We start from the raw sequence: 18,482 nt of genomic DNA on the forward strand, positions 1-18,482 counted from the left end.
CGGGATCACGGTGTCCTACAAGCTTCGCTTGCGAGAGCGAAGCTGGTGCGGGCGAAGGGAGTCGAACCCCCACATCTTTCGATACTGGAACCTAAATCCAGCGCGTCTACCAGTTCCGCCACGCCCGCGAGCGGACACCGCCGGCACGGCGGCGTCTATAGCAGCCACACAGGCTGGAGCAAGCGTCGTGGCAACCACGGGCCTGCCTGGCGCGTTCAATGCGCGTCCAAGGAGAGACACCATGCCCGTAGAGCCCCCCATCCCGGCCGCCCCGCCGGAGGCGCCGCCCCCGCCCGGCAACCCGGCTGCGCCCGACGCGCCCCAGCCAGAGGCACCGCCGCAGCCGGCCGAGCCCGGCCAGCCTTCGGCGCCCCCGCCGGAGATCAGCCCGCCCGGGCCCGACATCGACTATCCCAGTCCGGGCGCCGACCCGGTGATCACGCCGGCCCCCGGCCAGCCGATCATGCACGCGTAAAGGAGAGTTTCATGAGCGACCGCGAACGCAGCCCCCACCCCGACAGCGATCCGGCAGCGGACAACGACACCCGCAGCGACATCGAGCAGGCCGTGCAGGCCCGTTCGGACGATGTCGAGCGGCTCGGGTCCAAGGTCGGCACCACCTCCCCGCTCGACCCGCCGGGCGAGTTCGCCGGCACCGCCGGCACCGGCGGCGTGGTCAAGAACCAGGACCTGACGCAGCAGTAATCGGCCGCGTACCGCGCCGCTCAGGCGGCGCGGTACAGCCACTCCGCAGGCAGGCCCATCCTGCGGCACGCCTGCGCGGGTGGTGCGCTGCGGATCACCAGCCGATCCGCCGCCATGCCCGCAGCCCGCACCAGCCGCGCACCGCCGCGCGGTAGGCCGGCTTCCGGCCCAAGCTCCAGAACCTCCCGCGCGCTCGCCGGCAGCAGGTCGACCGCGGCACGCAGCAGCAGCCGCTGCATCGGACGCAGCGCACGCAGGAACGCCGGCGCGTCTCGCATGATCGCCAGGAACTCGTGGATCTCGGGCGCGGCCCGCAGCTTGGGCAGCATGGCAGCGAGCATCGCCTCCCAGCCGGCCTCGCTGTCCGCCGTGCCGGTGGCGCCGAACAGGCGCGCGCCCGGCTGCGCTTCCCGCCAGAAGCGGTCGCGATCGGCTGCGTCCAGCGGGTGGACGAAGCGGTGGTAGGCCATCAGGAAGCCGTACGAGGCGGTCGCCTGCACCCAGTCGAGCAGTTCGGGATCCATCGCCGCATAGGCCTGCCCCTCCCGCGTCGTCCCGCGCACGCGGGCGTGCTGGCGCCCCACCCCGGCGATCATCGCCTCGGCGACGCTGGCGGGCGCGTAGACCGTGACCATCGCGGCAAGCCCGGTGCGGCGCAGGCGCGTCACCGGATCGCTGCGAAAGCTGCTGTGCTCCCAGACGCCCGACCGCACGCGCGGCTCGCCGAGTTCGAGCAGCACCGCCGCCACGCCACCGATGAACAGCGACACCGGGTTCTTGAACACCCGCCACGAGACCGAGTCGGGCGCGACCAGCGCGGGCTCGCCCGCTGGCCGGGTGAAGTCGACCTGCGGCATGCCGTCGCCCGCGAACAGCGACGCACTTTCGCGCTCCAGACGGCGCTGGAGCGGCATGGGAAGCGAGAGAGCGGCGGCAGTCATGGCCGTTCGACGCGCAGCCGCCGGCCGAGGTTCCCGCCGGCTTGGGTCCGCAGGGCTCCGCACGAGACCGCACCCCGGCGAAGGCCGCGGCCCAGTTGGGGACGCGGACGAAGGCCGCCCCCTCTCCCACCTTTGTGCTCCCGCGTAGGCGGGAGCCCAGGGTTCCGAACGCCGGCACCCGTTGTTCTGCATGGCCCTGGATTCCCGCCTGCGCGGGAATACGAGGATGGATCGGACGCGTACGCCCTCTCACGCGTCCCCCAACTGGGCCCCGGCCTTCGCCGGGGTACACGAGTGGCGGGAGGAAGCTCCCCCGCCCCTCCGACGCCCCTTACCCCAGCGTCTTCTTCAGCAGCTCGTTCACCACCGCCGGGTTGGCCTTGCCGCCCATCGCCTTCATCGTCTGGCCGACGAAGAAGCCGAACAGCTTGTCCTTGCCGCCGCGATAATCGGCGACCTTGTCGGCGTTCTTCTCCATCACCTCGGCGATCACCGCCTCGATGGCGCCGGTGTCGCTGGTCTGCTTGAGCCCGCGCTCCTCGACGATCGTGCCGGCGCCCTCGCCGGTTTCCAGCATGATCTCGAACACCTGCTTGCCGAGCGTGTTGGAGATGGTGCCGTCAGCAACCAGGCCCAGCAGCTCGGCGCCCTGCGCAGGGGTCACCGGGCTCTCGCCGATGTCCTTGCCCAGCCGGTTGAGCGCGCCGAACAGGTCGGAGATCAGCCAGTTCGCCGCGGCCTTGGCGACCTCGCTCTCGCTTTTCTTCTGGACCAGCGCGCTTTCGGCCAGCAGCGCCTCGAACCAGCGCGCCGTCTCCGCCTCGGCGGTCAGCACCGCGGCGTTGTAGGCGGACAGGCCCAGCGCCTGTTCGTAGCGCTGGCGCTTTGCGTCCGGCAGCTCGGGCAGCGACTGGCGGCATTCCTCCAGGAACGCGTCGTCCAGCACCAGCGGCAACAGGTCCGGGTCCGGGAAGTAGCGATAGTCGTGCGCGTCTTCCTTTGACCGCATCGAGCGGGTCACGCCCTTGTCGGGATCGAACAGCCGCGTCTCCTGGACGATGCGGCCGCCGTCCTCCAGCACCTCCACCTGACGCTTCGCCTCATACTCGATCGCCGCCATGACGAAGCGCACGGAGTTGACGTTCTTGGTCTCGGTCCGCGTGCCGAACGGCTCGCCGGGCTTGCGCACGCTGACGTTCACGTCGGCGCGCATGGAGCCTTCCTCCATGTTGCCGTCGCACGATCCGACATAGCGCAGGATCGTGCGCAGCTTGCGGACATAGGCGCCGGCCTCGGCGGGCGAGCGCATGTCCGGACGGCTGACGATCTCCATCAGCGCCACGCCCGAGCGGTTGAGGTCGACGTAGGAGCGCGTCGGGTGCTGGTCGTGCATCAGCTTGCCCGCATCCTGCTCGACGTGGATGCGCTCGATACCGATCTCCTTGGTCTCGGCGTCCGGATCCTTCTCGTCCAGGCTGATCAGCAACCGGCCCTCGCCCACCAGCGGGTGGTAGAGCTGGCTGATCTGATAGCCCTGCGGCAGATCGGCGTAGAAATAGTTCTTGCGATCGAACCGCGACCATTTGTTGATCTGCGCGTCGATCGCCATGCCGGTGCGCACCGCCTGGCGGATGCATTCCTTGTTGGGCGTCGGCAGCATGCCGGGCATGGCCGCATCGACCAGGCTGACCTGCGTGTTCGGCTCCGCACCGAAGGTGGTCGCCGCGCCGGAGAAAAGCTTGGCGTTGGAGGTCACCTGGGCGTGGACCTCTAGGCCGATCACGACCTCCCAGTCGCCGGTCGCGCCACGGATGCGGTAGGTGGACTCAGTCATCTTGTTTCAATCCACGGGTTGGGCGACGCAACAGCCGGTGCTTCACCCTGGGTTCGGTACTCGTGCCCGGTTTCGGCGTCGCTCGACGCTTTGCCGGTCGATCGTCATCGCGTCTCACTGCCCGATCGGGGATCAGGCCGGCCAAAGCGCCAAGCCCGTTCACCCAATCAAGAAAGCTTACCACCAAGCCTCGGGACGTGCGGTGAAGCCGGCGCGCTCCTCGATGGCGAGGCCGGCGTTCAGCACGCCCTGCTCGTCGAGCGGCTTGCCGATCACCTGCAGGCCTAGCGGCAGCCCGCCCGCGTCCAGCCCGCCCGGTACGCTCATGGCCGGCAGACCCGCAAGCGACGACGGCACGGTGAAGACGTCGTTGAGGTACATGGCGATGGGATCGTCCGACTTCTCGCCCAGCGCGAACGCCGCGGACGGCGCCGTCGGGGTGAGCAGCAGGTCGCACTGCGACCATGCCTTTTCGAAGTCCTGCGCGATCAGCGTCCGCACCTTCTGCGCCTGCGTGTAATAGGCGTCGTAGAAGCCGGCCGACAGCACATAGGTGCCGATCATGATGCGGCGCTTCACCTCGTCGCCGAAGCCGGCGGCTCGGGTGGCGGCGTACATGTCCTGCAGGTTCGCGCCCTCGGGCAGCTCGCGCTGGCCGTAGCGCACGCCGTCATAGCGCGCGAGGTTGGACGACGCCTCCGCCGGCGCGATGATGTAATAGGCCGGCAGCGCGTATTTGGTGTGCGGCAGCGACACCTCGACGATCTCGGCACCCGCATCGCGCAGCCAGTCGATGCCCTGCTGCCACAGCGCCTCGATCTCGGCCGGCATGCTGTCGACGCGATATTCCTTGGGGATGCCGACGCGCTTGCCCGCGAGGTTGGACGAAAGCCCCGCCTCCCACTTCGGCACCGCCAGGTCGAGCGAGGTCGAGTCCTTCACGTCGAAGCCCGACATCGCCTCCAGCATGATCGCGCAGTCGCGCACGTCGCGCGCCATCGGCCCCGCCTGGTCGAGCGACGAGGCGAAGGCGATCACGCCCCAGCGCGAGCAGCGGCCATAGGTCGGCTTGATGCCGCTGATGCCGGTGAAGGCGGCCGGCTGGCGGATCGAGCCGCCGGTGTCGGTGCCGGTCGCCGCCGGGCACAGCCGCGCCGCGATCGCCGACGAGCTGCCGCCCGAGGAACCACCGGGTGCGAGCGGGGCATTGTCGCCGCCGCCGCGCCGCCAGGGCGAAATCACGTTGCCGAACGCCGAGGTCTCGTTGGACGAGCCCATCGCGAACTGGTCCATGTTGAGCTTGCCGAGCATGCCGGCGCCCGCGTCCCACAGCCGCTGCGACACCGTCGACTCATAGGTCGGCGTGAAGCCCTCCAGGATGTGGCTCGCCGCGGTGGACGTCACACCCTTGGTGCAGAACAGGTCCTTCATGCCGATCGGCACGCCGGCCAGGGGCTTGAGCGTCTCGCCGGCAGCGCGCGCGTCGTCCGCCTGCTTGGCGGCGGCGAGCGCGTGGTCGGGCGTCTCCACCAGGAAGGCGTTCAGATCCTTGGCGCGCGATACCGCGGTCACGAACGCGTCGGCCACTTCGCGCGCGGAAAAGGCGCCGGAGCGCACGCCGTCGCGGATGCCGGCGACGGTCAGGTCGGTAAGCTCGGTCACTATTCGATCACCTTGGGCACGGTGAAAAAGCCGTGTTCGGCCTGGGGCGCGTTGGCGAGCACCGCGTCGCGCACGTTGCCGTCGGTGACGACGTCCTCGCGCAGGCGCAGCGTGTTGGGGATGACGGCGGTCATCGGCTCGACGGCAGAGGTATCCACCTCCCCCAGTTGCTCGATCCAGCCGAGAATGTTGCCGAGTTCGGGCGCCAGGCGCTCCGCCTCGGCATCGGTGATGGCGATGCGCGCGAGGCTCGCCACGCGCTTCACGGTTGCAGTGTCTACGGACATGGGTCCGCGGCTAGCATCCCCGCACCCCCGCCACAAGCGGGCGGCGGCCTCTGCGCCACATGGCCCGACGGTTGCGTAATGCGCATGCTTGCCGCACGGGAAGCCGGTTGCGTCGACCTCCTCGATGCTGCACTGCACAACGGAGAGCCCGCGTGGCGCGCAAATTCCTCTACGGAGTGGCAATTCTGGTCATGCTCGCGCTCGGCGGCACCTTTGCATTTCGGATGTTCGGCGCGGAACTCCTGCGCTGGAGCATGGTGCCGAGCGCGCGCTTCGCGGAACAGCCGGCGGCGGCGCCCACAGCCTATGCGGACCCCGACATGTGGCTCGCGCGGCCGGGCACGGCGAACGACCCGGCGCGCTGGACGCCGCCCGGCATGGGCGTGCCCGAGCGTGCCGAGGCAGCGGTGTTCTTCATCCACCCGACCTCCTACCTCCGCAAGAACCAGTGGAACGCACCGCTCGCCGACGAGGAGGCGAATTGGCGCGCTGCCCTGTTCCTGCGCGGCCAGGCGAGCGCCTTCAACGCCATGGGCGAGGTCTGGGCACCGCGCTATCGCCAGGCGACGTTCGGCGCATTCCTCACGACCGTGAGCGATGCCGAGCGCGCGCTGGATCTCGCCTATGCCGACGTGCTGCAGGCGTTCGATTCGTTCCTGACCCAGGTCGACCCGAACCGTCCGATCGTGCTCGCCGGGCACAGCCAGGGCTCGCTGCACCTCACCCGCCTGCTCAAGGATCGGGTTGCGGGCAAGCCGCTCGCCCGCCGCATCGTCGCCGCCTATGTCGTGGGCTGGCCGGTGTCGCGCACTGCCGACCTGCCGGCACTCGGCCTCCCCGAATGCACCGCGGCCGACCAGCCCGGCTGCATCCTGTCTTGGCAGGCCTTTGCCGAACCGGCCGATCCGCGCCTGATCACCGACACCTTCGATGCGACCACCGGCTTCACCGGCGCCTCGCGCAAGGGCACGCCGCTCATCTGCACCAACCCGATCACCGGCACGCCGGGGGCGGACGCGCCGGCAAGCGCGAACCTCGGCACGCTGTTCCCGAACGCCAACCTCACCAACGCGACGCTGGAGCCTGGCCGGGTGGCGGCGCGCTGCGACGGGCGCGGCTTCCTGCTGATCGGGACGAACCCGCCCGACGTGGGCAGCTACGTCCTGCCGGGCAACAACTATCACGTCTATGACTACAGCCTGTTCTGGGGCAGCGTGCGCGCCGACGCCGCGCGCCGCCTGAAGGCGTGGAAGGCCCGATGATCACCACCGACTCTGCCGCGTTCCGCGCAGCGCTTCCCAACGGCGGGCGCCTGCTGGGCCTAGACGTCGGCACCAAGACGATCGGCACGGCCGCCTGCGATGCGGGCTGGAGCTTTGCGAGCCCGGCCGTGCTGATCCGCCGCACCAAGTTCACCAAGGACAAGGCTGCGCTGGTCGCCCTGATCGCGGAGCGCCAGACGGTCGGCCTCGTCATCGGCCTGCCGCTCAACCTGGATGGAAGCGATTCGCCGCGTACCCAATCGACCCGTGCCTTTGCCCGCAACCTGGACGACTTGGGCCAGCCGATCCTGCTGTGGGACGAGCGTTGGTCGACGGTCGCCGTCGAGCGCGTGCTGATCGAGCAGGACATTAGCCGCGCCAAGCGCGCCGAGGCAGTGGACAAAATGGCCGCCGCGCATATCTTGCAGGCCGCAATCGACGCGCTGGTGAACAGCTGACGCGCACTTGGCTCCGCGCTATGGGGCACCGGACATAGACAGGACACTATTCATGGCATCCCGCAGCAGCAGCTCCGCCCGCGACCTCAGCTGGCTCGTCGCGATCGACGGCGCCGCCGTCCTCGGCAGCTTCGCGCTCGCCTGCATGACCCCGTTCGCAGCGCTTGCGGCCGCTTCGGCGCTCACCCTCTCGCGTCGCGCCGGCATCATGGCGGTGCTCGGCGCATGGCTGCTCAACCAGATCATCGGCTTCGGCTTCCTCGGCTATCCGACCGACCCGATGACGATCCTGCGCGGTGTCGCGATCGCAGTGAGCACGCTCGCCGGCTTCGGCGTCGCCAATGCGGTGCGCGGCTCCACCGGCACGCTGTCGCTCGCGCGCATGGTCGCGGCGATTGCGGGTGCGTTCGTCGCCTATGAAGTCGTGACCTACCTCACCGCGATGGTGCTGGGCGGGACGGAGAACTTCACCCCCGCGATCGTTTGGATGCTCGCCCGCAACGACGCGATGTGGTTCACCGGCCTGATGGCGCTCTACCTCGCGCTCACCGCCGGTGCGCCGTCGGTGTTCGGCCGCCGCCCCCAGCTGCGCCTCGCCTGAACCTCCCCCGTTCGCCTCGAGTAGGGATCGAGCTTGTCGAGAGCCCGTATCGAGAGGGGCGGCGTGCGCGACCTCTCGACACGCCGTCTCGACAAGCTCGACGGCTGCTCGAGGCGAACGGAACGGGATACGTCGGTCCAGCCTAGCTGACCGATCACCCTGCACGCCTTGCGCGTGCCCGCGGCGGGGATTAGGCGATCCCCTCGATGCACATTTCCGATCACAGCCCCGCCGCCCAGATCCCCGGGGGCGCGGTGTTTCCGCACCGCCACCTGACCGGCATCGAGGGCCTCCAGCCCCACGAGATCCTGTTCCTGCTCGACGAGGCGGAACAATGGGTGGAGGCGAACCGTAGCCGCGCCCAGAGCGACCGTCGGCTGGAGGGCATCACCCAGATCAACGCCTTCTTCGAGAATTCGACGCGCACGCTGCTGTCGTTCGAGATCGCGGGCAAGCGGCTCGGTGCGGACGTCGTCAACATGCACGCCGCGCAGTCGAGCGTGAAGAAGGGCGAGACGCTGATCGACACCGCCGTCACGTTGAACGCCATGCGCGCCGACGTGATCGTCATCCGACATTCCGCCTCGGGCGCGGTCAAGCTGATCGCGGGCAAGGTCGACTGCCCCGTCCTCAACGCCGGCGACGGCTGGCATGAGCATCCGACGCAGGCGCTGCTCGACGCGCTCACCATCCGCCGCCGCACCGGCGCCATCGCCCACCGCAAGGTCGTGATCTGCGGCGACATGCTCCACAGCCGCGTCGCCCGCTCCAACATCCTGGCGCTCACCACCCTCGCCGCCGAAGTGCGCGTGGTCGCCCCCTCGACGCTGATGCCGGCGGAGATCGAGCGCATGGGCGTGACGCCCTTCACCGACTTCGACGCAGCCCTCGAAGGCGCCGAGGTCGTGATGATGCTCCGCCTCCAGAACGAGCGCATGAACGGCGGCTTCATCCCTTCCACCCGCGAGTATCACATGCGCTACGGCCTCACCTCCGAACGGCTGAAGCGCGCGGCGCCCGGCGCCCTCGTCATGCACCCCGGCCCGATGAACCGCGGCGTTGAGATCACCTCCGAGGTCGCTGATGACCTTGAGCGTTCGGCGATCACCGAACAGGTCGAGATGGGGGTCGCCGTCCGCATGGCCTGCCTGGACGTGCTGACCCGGCGCTCGCGCGGCGTGGAGGGCTGGGCATGACCCTCGCCTTCGTCAACGCGACGCTCGTTTGCCCCGCCAACGGCGTCTCCTCCGGCACGCTGCTGGTCGAGGGCGATCGCATCTCGGCAGTCGGCGACGTGGCGGTACCCGAGGGTGCCGAGCGCATCGACGTGCGCGGCAAGCTGCTCGCCCCCGGCATCGTCGACCTGGGCGTGTTCGCGGTCGACCCGGCCGCCTTCCGCGCCGGCGGCATTGTCCGCATCGGGCTGATGCCCGACCAGTCGCCGGTGCTGGACGACCCTGGCATCGTCGAGCGCGCCGCCAAGGCGGGCAAGCCCGACCTGTGGATCCACCCGATCGCCGCCGCCACGCGCGGGTTGGCGGGCACCGACCTCGCCGAAATGGCGACCAACGCCAGTGCGGGGGCGCGCGCGGTCGCGACCGGCCGCCGCTGGATCGGCGACTCCGGCGTGATGCGCAAGGTGTTGCGCTACGCCCGCGATTGCGGCCTTACGGTCATCGCCCACGCCGAGGACGGCGGACTGGCCGGGGGCGCAGTCGCCACCGAGGGCGAGACCGCCAGCCGGCTTGGCCTGCCCGCCGCGCCATCAATGGCCGAGGCGCTGGCAATCGCCCGCGACCTGATGCTGGTCGAAGAGACCGGCGCCGCGATCCACTTCCGCCAGGTCACCACCGCCGCCGGCTTCGACCTCGTCCGCCGGGCCAAGGCGCGCGGGCTGCCGGTCACCTGCGGCATCACTCCCGCGCACCTGCTGCTGTCCGACAACACGCTGAACGACTATCGCACCTTTGCCCATCTCTCGCCGCCGCTGCGGTCGGAAGGCGACCGACAGGCCGCACTTGCCGCGGTGCGCGACGGGACGGTCGACGTGCTGTGCTCGGGCCACGACCCGCGCGGGCCGGAGGAAAAGCGCCTGCCCTTCACCGATTCGAGCGAAGGCATGGCCGGCGCGGAAACGCTGCTCGCCTTCGGCCTCGGGCTGGTCCGCGACGAGGTGCTCACGCTCGATCGCCTGTTCGCGCTGCTCGCCGTCAACCCGGCGCGTGTGCTCGGCATCGACACCGGCACGCTGGCGGCCGGCAGCCCCGCCGACCTGGTGATCGCAGACGCCGACGCCCCCTGGTTGATCTCGGCCGAGCGCATGGCCGCCAAGGCCGGCAACACGCCGTTCGACGGCCTGCCGGTGCAGGGCAAGGCATTGAAGGTCATGAAGGGCGGCCGCTTCCTCTGAAGCGGCCCGCCGGTCAGCGGGCGGCGACCTGCCGCTCGCGAGCGACCCAGGCGGCCACCCGATCGCCCGCCTCGGCGCGGACGAAGCAGCGGCCGCCCTGCGCGTGCAGCCGCTCGCACAGCGCCACCGCCTCCGGCCGCGCGAACCCGCCCACCGACAGGCGATAGAAGCGGCCATCGCCGACCCGCGCCTCCACGCCGGACGGGGTGAGCCCTGCTAACGCCCGGTAGCGACGTCGCGCCGTCTCCCAGGCGTCTCTCGCCACGGCCGCATCCTCATGCGCGCCGAGCTGCACGTAATAGCGCCCCCGCGCGGGCGCGGCCGCTTCGATCCGCCGCGGCGCCTCATGCGAAACCGCCACGCGCGCGGCAATCGGCTGCACGATCTCCTGGCGCGGTGCGAAGCGGACACCACTGGCAGGCGTTGCGGCGGCTTGTTCCACCTCTACCGGCGCGGGCGCCTGCGCCACTGCCACCGGTGCCGCCGCAGCCGGGCGCACCAGCGCGAGCGCCAGCGGCTGCCCCGGATCGGCCACCGCCTCGGTACCGAGCAGAGTCGCCACCTGCTGCGAGGAGGTCGTCGGCCGTACGAACGCCATCCACTCGCGCATCCGCCGCTCGAGCTCGTCGCCGGTCAGGTCGACGGCCGCCACGGCACGCGCCTCCGCCCAGCGCCCGCCCAGCGCGAGCGCCAGCGCCAGGTTCTGCCGCGCGGTCGCGCTGGCGCCAGCGCCGCGCGCCTCTTCGCCGATCAGCACCGCCCCGCCGATCGGATCGCCCGCCAGAGCCAGCGCCAGCCCGCGATCCGCCGGTCTCAGAACCTCCGCATAGCTGGCAAGCGTCGCCCGCGCCGCGGTCCAGTCGCCGAGCGCCGTCTGTGCAAGCGCCAGGTCGAGCGCCGCGCGCGGCTCGCGCGGGTCGAGCGCCAGCGCATCGCCCGCCGCCTGCGCGGCCGAGGCGAAGCGACCCGCCTGCAGATAGGCATGGGCTAGCAGCGCGCGATGCGCGGGATCGGAAGGCGACAGCGCCACCAGCTGCTCGGCGTATTTCACGGCAGCCGAGCCGCGATGCTCCGCGATCGCGACCTCCGCCTTGTTGACGAGCTTGTCGATCCGCGACGGGCTGCGCGCCCCTGCAGCGTCGCTCGCCACGGCCGGGTCGCCGGAGCCGCTGGTGCTACATCCGGCGCCCAGCAACAGGGCGGACGCGCCCACGGAAAACAGGGCACGGCTCCTCAGCATTCCACCCCTGCCCCAGCCGCCTGCACGTCGCCCATTCCCGGTCCCTTGATTGCGCGCGCAACCTGTCCCGTTTCCGGATAAGATTGGGTTAATGGCGGCGGCACGAGCATGCCCGCACGCGCACGCACGGCATTGCCCGCGAGGGTGGCGCCCGGGTGCTTGCCGCGATAAGCGGGCAGCGACGCGGAAGGATGAAGACCATGCGAGCCAAGCTTTTTCTCGGGACCGCAGCCCTGCTGCTGCTCGGCCAGCCGGCATTTGCCGACGTCAAGGACGGGGTGGACGCCTGGACCCGCGGCGACTTCGCCCGCGCGGTGAAGGAATGGCGCGGCCCGGCGCTGAAGGGCGACCCGGACGCCCAGTTCAACCTCGCGCAGGCGTACAAGCTCGGCCGCGGAGTGCCCGCCGATCTCGCCCAGGCGGAGCAATGGTATGCCAAGGCAGCCGCCCAAGGCCATCCGCAGGCGGTGACCAACTATGGCCTGGCGCTGTTCCAGAACGGCCGCCGCCAGGAAGCGGTCAAGTGGCTCGAACAATCCGCCGCCCGCGGCGAGGCGCGTGCGCAGTTCGTGCTCGGCACCATGTTGTTCAACGGCGACGCCGTGTCGAAGGACTGGGTCCGCGCCTATGCGCTGATGACCCGCGCCTCCAGTTCGGGGCTGCCGCAGGCGTCGCAGACCCTCGCGCAGATGGACAAGTACGTCTCGCTCCAGGATCGCCAGCGCGGGCTGGAGATGGCCCGCACCATCGAGGCGCAGGCGGCACGCGCGCCGGTGACCGCCACCGCGGTCGCTGCGGCAGCGCCGACAGCAGCCGCGGCCCCGGCGCGCACCGCCGCTGCGGCACCTCCCCGGACTGCACCGGCGATGCCGGCTCCGGTACGGACCGCATCAGCCCCTGCTCCTGTGCGGACGGCACCCGCGGCGGCGGCGACTACGGTGGCCGCTCGCCCGGCTACGGTGGCGTCCCCCCGCCCCGCGACGCCGACCGCCGCTACCGCCACCAGCGGCGGCTGGCGCGTCCAGCTCGGCGCTTTCCGCGAGAGCGGCGGCGCCCAAGCCTTGTGGTCGCAGGTCCGCGCCAAGTTCCCGGGCCGCACGCCCGAATATGTCCAGGCCGGCGCTGTCACCAAGCTGCTGGTCGGCCCCTACGCCTCCAGCGCAGAGGCCACGCGCGCCTGCTCCGCGGTCAAGTCCTGCCTCCCGGTGAAACGCTGACGCGGGCCGCGCTGCGCTGACGCAAGCGCAAGGCAAGCCGCGGCCGCAGCGCCCGGTAACCCTGGACTCCCGCCTGCGCGGGAGTACGCCTCTTCACTTGCAGGCGCACCCTCCCCGCAACCGTGCTGCTGCGAAGGCAGGAGCCCAGAGCCCCAATCGCCACGCGGCGTAGCCCTGGCGACCGAACGGGTTGAACCCCCTTACTGTACCCCGGCGAAGGCCGGGGCCCAGTTGGGAAAGATCCGATGGTTGCGCGCTACCGCGCTACGCGCCACCGCCCGCGACTGGACCCCGGCCTTCGCCGGGGTACGGTCTCTTAATCCAGCACCCAGCGATCCCGCGCATAGCCCTGCGCGTAAAGCAGCGCCGACAAATCCCCATGGTCGATCCGCGCGCCCGCCGCCGCGGCCACGATCGGCTTGGCACGGAACGCGACCCCCAGCCCGGCCCGGCGGATCATCGCCAGGTCGTTGGCCCCGTCGCCCACCGCGAGCGTCCCGGCCGGATCGAGCCCGAGCGTCGCGACCGCCTCGACCAGCGTCGCTTCCTTGGTCGCCGAGTCCACGATCGGCTTCGCCACCGTCCCGTCGAGCACGCCGTCGGCGATCATCAGCCGGTTGGCGATCGCGCGACCGAAACCGATCTGGCGCGCGACCGGCTCGGCAAAGCGGGTGAAGCCGCCCGAGATCAGGATCGTCTCCGCTCCGTTGGCGCGCATCGTCTTCACCAGCGCCTCGGCGCCCGGCGTGATCCGCACACGTTCGGCAAGGCAGCGTTCGATCGCGTCCTCGCCCAATCCCTTGAGCAGCGCCACCCGCGCGTCCAGCGCAGCGGCGAAGTCGAGCTCGCCGCGCATCGCCCGCTCGGTCACCTCGGCGATCTGCGGCTTGATGCCGGCATAGTCGGCGAGTTCGTCGATGCACTCGACCGTGATCATGGTCGAATCCATGTCGGCGATCAGCAGCCGCTTGGCACGGCCCTCCGCCGGCTGCACCACCACGTCGGTGCCCGCAAAGGCGCCTTCCAGCACGCCGCGGGCGAGATCGGGCCCGTGCGCGAACGGCACGTCCGCCGCGCGTCCTTCCTCGATCCAGGCGACTGCACTAGGCGCACAGCCCGCCGCCGCCAGCCGGTCCGCCGCTGCCGAAATATCGCCTGCGCCGATGCGTTCGGCTGCTATCAGCGTCGCGATGAACATGGTGCATACCCCTTTGCCGAAGGTCGCGCTCATTGCAGGGCCGACCGCCAGCGGCAAGTCCGCGCTGGCAATCGCCGTCGCCGAACGCCACCGCGGCACCGTCATCAATGCCGACTCCGCCCAGGTCTACCGCGACCTGCGCGTGCTGAGCGCCCGCCCGAGCGCCGAAGAAGAGGCGCGGGTTCCCCACCGCCTGTTCGGCCATGTCGATGGCGGCGAGGACTATTCCGCCGCCCGCTGGGCCGCAGAGGCGCGCGCGGCGATCGACGCGACGCTGGCCGAGGAACGGCTGCCGGTGCTGGTCGGCGGCACGGGCCTGTACCTGCGCACGCTGCTGGACGGCATCGCCCCGGTCCCGGAGATCGACCCGGCCATCCGCGCAGAGGTTCGCGCGCTCCCCGTGGCAGAGGCGCACGCCGCGCTCGCGCGCCTCGACCCGCAGGCGGCCGAGCGGCTGCGCGCGAGCGATACGACGCGGGTGGCTCGGGCGCTGGAGGTGGTGCGCTCGACCGGCCGGCCGCTCGCCGAGTGGCAGGCCGCGCGCGAAGGCGGCATCGCCGGCCGCATTGACCCGGTGCCGCTGATCCTGCTTCCCGACCGGGCGTGGCTGGTCGAGCGCTGTGACCGGCGGCTCGAAGCGATGTTCGGAGGCGGCGCGGTCGAGGAAGTGGCGGCGTTGCTCGCCCGCGAGGACCTGAGCCCGGACGCACCCGTGCGCCGCGCCATCGGGGTGCCGCAGATCGCCGCCTTTCTCCGGGGCGAAATCAGCCGGGAACAGGCACTTGCCGAGAGCCGCCTCGCCACGCGCCAATATGCCAAGCGCCAATACACCTGGTTCCGCAACCAGCCGCCCGCCGACTGGCGCCGCGCCGACGCGATGGAATCATGCGACTCAGAAGGTTTTTTTGAACAAAAGTTGTCCAACTAGCCTTGCATCCTTGCTTTCCTGTCGGTAGGCGGCCTGCGTCCGAGAGGCTGCTGCTGCAGCTGCGAAGTAAGGAGGACGTGACGTGGTCGAGAAAAGCGGAGCCGAAATCCTGGTCGAGGCGCTGGTCGATCTCGGCGTGGAGCTCGTGTTCGGCTATCCTGGCGGCGCGGTGCTTCCGATCTATGACGCGCTCTTCAAGCAGTCGAAGATCCGCCACATCCTGGTCCGCCACGAACAGGCGGCGACCCATGCGGCGGAGGGCTATGCCCGCTCGACCGGCAAGCCCGGTGTCGTGCTGGTCACCTCGGGTCCGGGCGCGACCAATGCCGTCACCGGCATCACCGACGCGCTGCTCGATTCCATCCCGATGGTGGTCATCACGGGCCAGGTCCCGACCGGGCTGATCGGCACCGACGCGTTCCAGGAAGCGGACACGGTCGGCATCACCAGCCACTGCACCAAGCATAACTATCTCGTGAAGAACCCGGAGCGCCTGGGCTCGGTGGTGCACGAGGCGTTCCACATCGCCACCTCCGGCCGCCCCGGCCCGGTCGTGATCGACATCCCGAAGGACGTGCAGGTCGCAACCGCGCGCTACAGCGCGCCGGGCCCGATCCAGCACAAGACCTATCGCCCGCAGGTCGAGCCCGACGCGGCCGCGATCGAGGCGGCGGTCGAGATGCTGGCCGCGGCCGAGCGCCCGATCTTCTACACCGGCGGCGGCATCATCAACTCGGGGCCTGAGGCGTCGCAGCTGCTGCGCGAGCTGGTGGCGATCACCGGCGCCCCGGTCACCTCCACGCTGATGGGCCTGGGCGCGCTCCCCGCGTCGTCGGACAAGTGGCTGGGCATGCTCGGCATGCACGGCACCTATGAGGCGAACCTGGCGATGAACCAGGCCGACCTGATCGTCTGCCTAGGCGCCCGTTTCGACGATCGCGTCACCGGCCGGCTCGACGCGTTCAGCCCCCACAGCCGCAAGATCCACGTCGATATCGATCGCTCGTCGGTGAACAAGAACGTGCGCGTCGACCTGCCGATCGTCGCCGATTGCGGCCGCGCGCTCGCAGCCATGATCGAGCTCTGGAAGGCGCGGGCCTATCCCACGCCGGACCTGAGTGAATGGTTCGCCCGCATCGCCGGCTGGCGCGCCAAGCACTGCCTCGATTTCGAGGATCGCGCCGACGAAATCATGCCGCAACGTGCGATCCGCGCGCTGTACGAAGCGACCAAGCACCGCGCGCCGATCATCTCGACCGAGGTCGGCCAGCACCAGATGTGGGCCGCGCAGCACTTCGGGTTCGAGGCGCCGAACAAGTGGCTGACCTCCGGCGGTCTCGGCACCATGGGCTACGGCCTGCCCGCGGCGATCGGCGCGCAACTGGGCGATCCGGACGCGCTGGTGATCGACATCGCCGGCGAGGCCTCGATCCAGATGAACATCCAGGAGCTGGCGACCGCGACCCAGTATCGCCTGCCGGTCAAGATCTTCATCCTCAACAACGAATATATGGGGATGGTCCGCCAGTGGCAGGAGCTGACCTATTCGGGCCGTTATTCCGAGAGTTACAGCGAAAGCTTGCCGGACTTTGTAAAGCTGGCCGAGGCCTATGGCTGGAAGGGCATCCGCATCGAACACCCGGACGACCTCGACGCCGGGATCGACGCGATGCTCGCCCATGACGGGCCGGTGGTGGTCGACTGCCGGGTGTCGAAGCTCGCCAACTGCTTCCCGATGATCCCCTCGGGCGCGGCGCACACGGAGATGATCCTGTGGGCGAGCGAGGTATCGGGCGAGATGGACGACGAGGCCAAGGCGCTGGTCTGACACCGGCACCGCCTCCCCTCTTTCCCACAGATTTCAACCGGATCGGCTGAACCATGCACATCAAGGAAGAAGTGCGCGAGCGGCACACGCTCGCCATCATCGTCGACAACGAACCCGGCATCCTGGCGCGCATCGCCGGGCTGTTCACGGCGCGCGGCTACAACATCGAGAGCCTGACCGTCACCGACATCTCGGAAGACGACCTCATCAGCCGCATCACCATCGTCACCTCCGCCTCCGCGCCGGTGATGGAGCAGATCATCGCCCAGCTCGAGCGGCTGGTGCCGGTGCACAAGGTGGTCGACCTGACCGCGCTCGGGCCGCACGTCGAACGCGAGCTGGCGCTCGTGAAGGTGGTCGGCTCGGGCGAGCACCGCATCGAGGCGCTGCGCCTGGCCGAAGTCTATCGCGCGCGGGTGCTCGACGCGACCATCTCCAGCTTCGTGTTCGAGGTGACCGGCGGCACCGGCAAGGTCGACACCTTCATCGAGCTGATGCGCGAAGTCGGCCTGGTCGAGGTCGCCCGCACCGGCATCGTCGCCATCGCCCGCGGCCGCGAAGCCGCCTGATCCCATCCCGCTCCTGCAGCGGCAGGAACGCAGAACCAAACCGCCCCGCGGGGGCGCACAAGACCGAACCGAAAGGGAAGAACATGCGCGTTTACTATGATCGCGATGCCGATCTGAACCTGTTGTCGAACAAAAAGATCGCGATCCTGGGCTATGGCTCGCAGGGCCATGCCCATGCGCAGAACCTGCGCGACAGCGGCGTGCAGAACATCGCCATCGCGCTCCGCCCCGGCTCGCCCAGCGCCAAGAAGGCCGAGGACGCGGGCTTCAAGGTGCTGCCGAACCAGGAAGCCGCCGCCTGGGCCGACATCCTCATGATCCTGGCGCCCGACGAGCACCAGGCCGCCGTCTATGACGCGGACATCAAGGGCAATCTGCGTCCCGGCGCGGCGCTCGCCTTCGCCCATGGCCTCAACGTCCACTTCGGCCTGATCGAGCCGCCGGCAGACGTTGACGTCATCATGATCGCCCCCAAGGGTCCGGGCCACACCGTGCGCTCCGAATATGTCCGCGGCGGCGGCGTCCCCTGCCTGATCGCCGTCCACCAGGACGCATCCGGCAACGCGCACGACATCGCGCTCGCCTATGCCTCCGGCGTCGGCGGCGGCCGCTCGGGCATCATCGAAACCAACTTCCGCGAAGAGTGCGAGACCGACCTGTTCGGCGAGCAGGCGGTGCTGTGCGGTGGCACGACCGCGCTGGTCCAGGCCGGCTTCGAGACGCTGGTCGAGGCGGGCTACGCCCCCGAAATGGCGTATTTCGAGTGCCTGCACGAGCTCAAGCTCATCGTCGACCTGATGTACGAGGGCGGCATCGCCAACATGCGCTACTCGATCTCGAACACCGCCGAGTACGGCGACATCAAGACCGGCCCGCGCATCATCACCGAAGAGACCAAGAAGGAGATGAAGCGCGTGCTCGCCGACATCCAGTCGGGCCGGTTCGTGAAGGACTTCGTGCTCGACAACCGCGCCGGCCAGCCCGAGCTCAAGGCCAGCCGCAGCGCGGCCAAGCGCCACCAGATCGAGCAGGTCGGCAGCGAACTGCGTGCGATGATGCCCTGGATCGGCGCCAACAAGCTGGTGGACAAGGACAAGAACTGAGGGGTCAGACGGGAGCGCGCGAGCACTCCCGTCCCTGTCCCCGTTCGTCTCGAGTAGGGATGGAGCTTGTCTAGAGCCCGTATCGAGAGAGCCGCAAGCGCCGCCCTCTCGATACGCCGTCTCGACAAGCTCGACGGCTACTCGAGGCAAACGGAACAGGGGAGATTGGCGGGCAGCGGGGGCGAGAAACCGAACGCCCGCGAAACGACCCGTTTCGCATTGGCTGGTTTGACAGCGAG

General features: G+C 70.0%; 18 protein-coding genes and 1 tRNA gene. 12 read left to right on the forward strand and 7 right to left on the reverse strand.

Annotated elements, in window-relative coordinates:
* Positions 1-43: 43 nt before the first annotated feature.
* Positions 44-128, reverse strand: a tRNA-Leu gene (locus EDF69_RS12695).
* 113 nt (positions 129-241) lie between these two features.
* On the opposite strand from EDF69_RS12695, the gene EDF69_RS12700 reads away from it, so the two are divergent.
* Entirely contained in the window at positions 242-475 is a 234-nt protein-coding gene (locus EDF69_RS12700; protein WP_129340580.1) for a hypothetical protein, read from the forward strand.
* 11 nt (positions 476-486) lie between these two features.
* Positions 487-705, forward strand: coding sequence for a hypothetical protein (locus tag EDF69_RS12705; RefSeq protein ID WP_129340579.1), 219 nt, complete (start codon positions 487-489; stop codon positions 703-705).
* Between the two features lie 20 nt (positions 706-725).
* On the opposite strand, the gene EDF69_RS12710 is transcribed toward EDF69_RS12705, so the two are convergent.
* The 4 genes from EDF69_RS12710 to gatC form a co-directional block, all read right to left on the reverse strand.
* A complete protein-coding gene (locus EDF69_RS12710) occupies positions 726-1,646 on the reverse strand; it encodes an oxygenase MpaB family protein (RefSeq protein ID WP_132884123.1) in 921 nt (306 codons plus the stop codon).
* A 331-nt stretch (positions 1,647-1,977) separates the two neighbouring features.
* Positions 1,978-3,480 carry an Asp-tRNA(Asn)/Glu-tRNA(Gln) amidotransferase subunit GatB gene (gene gatB / locus EDF69_RS12715; RefSeq protein WP_132884124.1) on the reverse strand — a complete coding sequence of 501 codons (1,503 nt, stop codon included), beginning with the start codon at positions 3,478-3,480 and terminating at the stop codon, positions 1,978-1,980.
* A 177-nt stretch (positions 3,481-3,657) separates the two neighbouring features.
* Complete coding sequence (gatA, locus tag EDF69_RS12720; RefSeq protein ID WP_132884125.1) at positions 3,658-5,142, reverse strand: Asp-tRNA(Asn)/Glu-tRNA(Gln) amidotransferase subunit GatA; 1,485 nt, start codon at positions 5,140-5,142, stop codon at positions 3,658-3,660.
* The gene (gene gatC / locus EDF69_RS12725) at positions 5,142-5,429 is read right to left on the reverse strand and encodes an Asp-tRNA(Asn)/Glu-tRNA(Gln) amidotransferase subunit GatC (protein ID WP_125962276.1); all 288 of its coding nucleotides are present in this window, start codon (positions 5,427-5,429) and stop codon (positions 5,142-5,144) included. The genes gatA and gatC overlap by 1 nt, the downstream gene beginning before the upstream one ends.
* 152 nt (positions 5,430-5,581) lie before the next feature.
* Here gatC and EDF69_RS12730 point away from each other — a divergent pair, with 152 nt between their 5' ends.
* The 5 genes from EDF69_RS12730 (at position 5,582) to EDF69_RS12750 (ending at position 10,160) form a co-directional block, all read left to right on the forward strand.
* Positions 5,582-6,691, forward strand: coding sequence for a DUF3089 domain-containing protein (locus EDF69_RS12730; RefSeq protein WP_132884126.1), 1,110 nt, complete (start codon positions 5,582-5,584; stop codon positions 6,689-6,691).
* Positions 6,688-7,149, forward strand: a complete 462-nt coding sequence (gene ruvX, locus EDF69_RS12735) for a Holliday junction resolvase RuvX (RefSeq protein ID WP_132884127.1) — start codon at positions 6,688-6,690, stop codon at positions 7,147-7,149. The genes EDF69_RS12730 and ruvX overlap by 4 nt, the downstream gene beginning before the upstream one ends.
* A gap of 52 nt (positions 7,150-7,201) precedes the next feature.
* Complete coding sequence (locus tag EDF69_RS12740; protein ID WP_132884128.1) at positions 7,202-7,750, forward strand: hypothetical protein; 549 nt, start codon at positions 7,202-7,204, stop codon at positions 7,748-7,750.
* Positions 7,751-7,956: 206 nt separating this feature from the next.
* The gene (locus tag EDF69_RS12745) at positions 7,957-8,946 is read left to right on the forward strand and encodes an aspartate carbamoyltransferase catalytic subunit (protein WP_132884129.1); all 990 of its coding nucleotides are present in this window, start codon (positions 7,957-7,959) and stop codon (positions 8,944-8,946) included.
* Complete coding sequence (locus EDF69_RS12750) at positions 8,943-10,160, forward strand: dihydroorotase (RefSeq protein WP_132884130.1); 1,218 nt, start codon at positions 8,943-8,945, stop codon at positions 10,158-10,160. The genes EDF69_RS12745 and EDF69_RS12750 overlap by 4 nt, the downstream gene beginning before the upstream one ends.
* 13 nt (positions 10,161-10,173) lie before the next feature.
* Here EDF69_RS12750 and EDF69_RS12755 read toward each other — a convergent pair whose 3' ends face one another.
* Positions 10,174-11,400 (reverse strand): SPOR domain-containing protein, encoded by a 1,227-nt coding sequence (locus tag EDF69_RS12755; protein WP_204991380.1) that lies wholly within the window; start codon positions 11,398-11,400, stop codon positions 10,174-10,176.
* A 200-nt stretch (positions 11,401-11,600) separates the two neighbouring features.
* Here EDF69_RS12755 and EDF69_RS12760 point away from each other — a divergent pair, with 200 nt between their 5' ends.
* Complete coding sequence (locus tag EDF69_RS12760) at positions 11,601-12,617, forward strand: SPOR domain-containing protein (RefSeq protein ID WP_132884132.1); 1,017 nt, start codon at positions 11,601-11,603, stop codon at positions 12,615-12,617.
* A 316-nt stretch (positions 12,618-12,933) separates the two neighbouring features.
* Here EDF69_RS12760 and serB read toward each other — a convergent pair whose 3' ends face one another.
* Positions 12,934-13,815 carry a phosphoserine phosphatase SerB gene (serB, locus tag EDF69_RS12765; protein ID WP_132884150.1) on the reverse strand — a complete coding sequence of 294 codons (882 nt, stop codon included), beginning with the start codon at positions 13,813-13,815 and terminating at the stop codon, positions 12,934-12,936.
* Here serB and miaA point away from each other — a divergent pair.
* From miaA to ilvC, 4 genes are all read left to right on the forward strand, one after another.
* A complete protein-coding gene (miaA, locus tag EDF69_RS12770; protein ID WP_425336639.1) occupies positions 13,814-14,743 on the forward strand; it encodes a tRNA (adenosine(37)-N6)-dimethylallyltransferase MiaA in 930 nt (309 codons plus the stop codon). The two genes, serB and miaA, sit on opposite strands and share 2 nt — an antisense overlap.
* Before the next feature lie 82 nt (positions 14,744-14,825).
* On the forward strand, positions 14,826-16,571 hold the full coding sequence (locus tag EDF69_RS12775) for an acetolactate synthase 3 large subunit (RefSeq protein ID WP_132884134.1): 1,746 nt from the start codon (positions 14,826-14,828) through the stop codon (positions 16,569-16,571).
* Between the two features lie 53 nt (positions 16,572-16,624).
* On the forward strand, positions 16,625-17,140 hold the full coding sequence (ilvN, locus tag EDF69_RS12780; protein WP_125962287.1) for an acetolactate synthase small subunit: 516 nt from the start codon (positions 16,625-16,627) through the stop codon (positions 17,138-17,140).
* Between the two features lie 83 nt (positions 17,141-17,223).
* Entirely contained in the window at positions 17,224-18,243 is a 1,020-nt protein-coding gene (ilvC, locus tag EDF69_RS12785) for a ketol-acid reductoisomerase (RefSeq protein WP_125962288.1), read from the forward strand.
* Positions 18,244-18,482: the final 239 nt, after the last annotated feature.

Source organism: Sphingomonas sp. JUb134 (assembly GCF_004341505.2).
In the GTDB taxonomy this organism is placed as follows: domain Bacteria; phylum Pseudomonadota; class Alphaproteobacteria; order Sphingomonadales; family Sphingomonadaceae; genus Sphingomonas.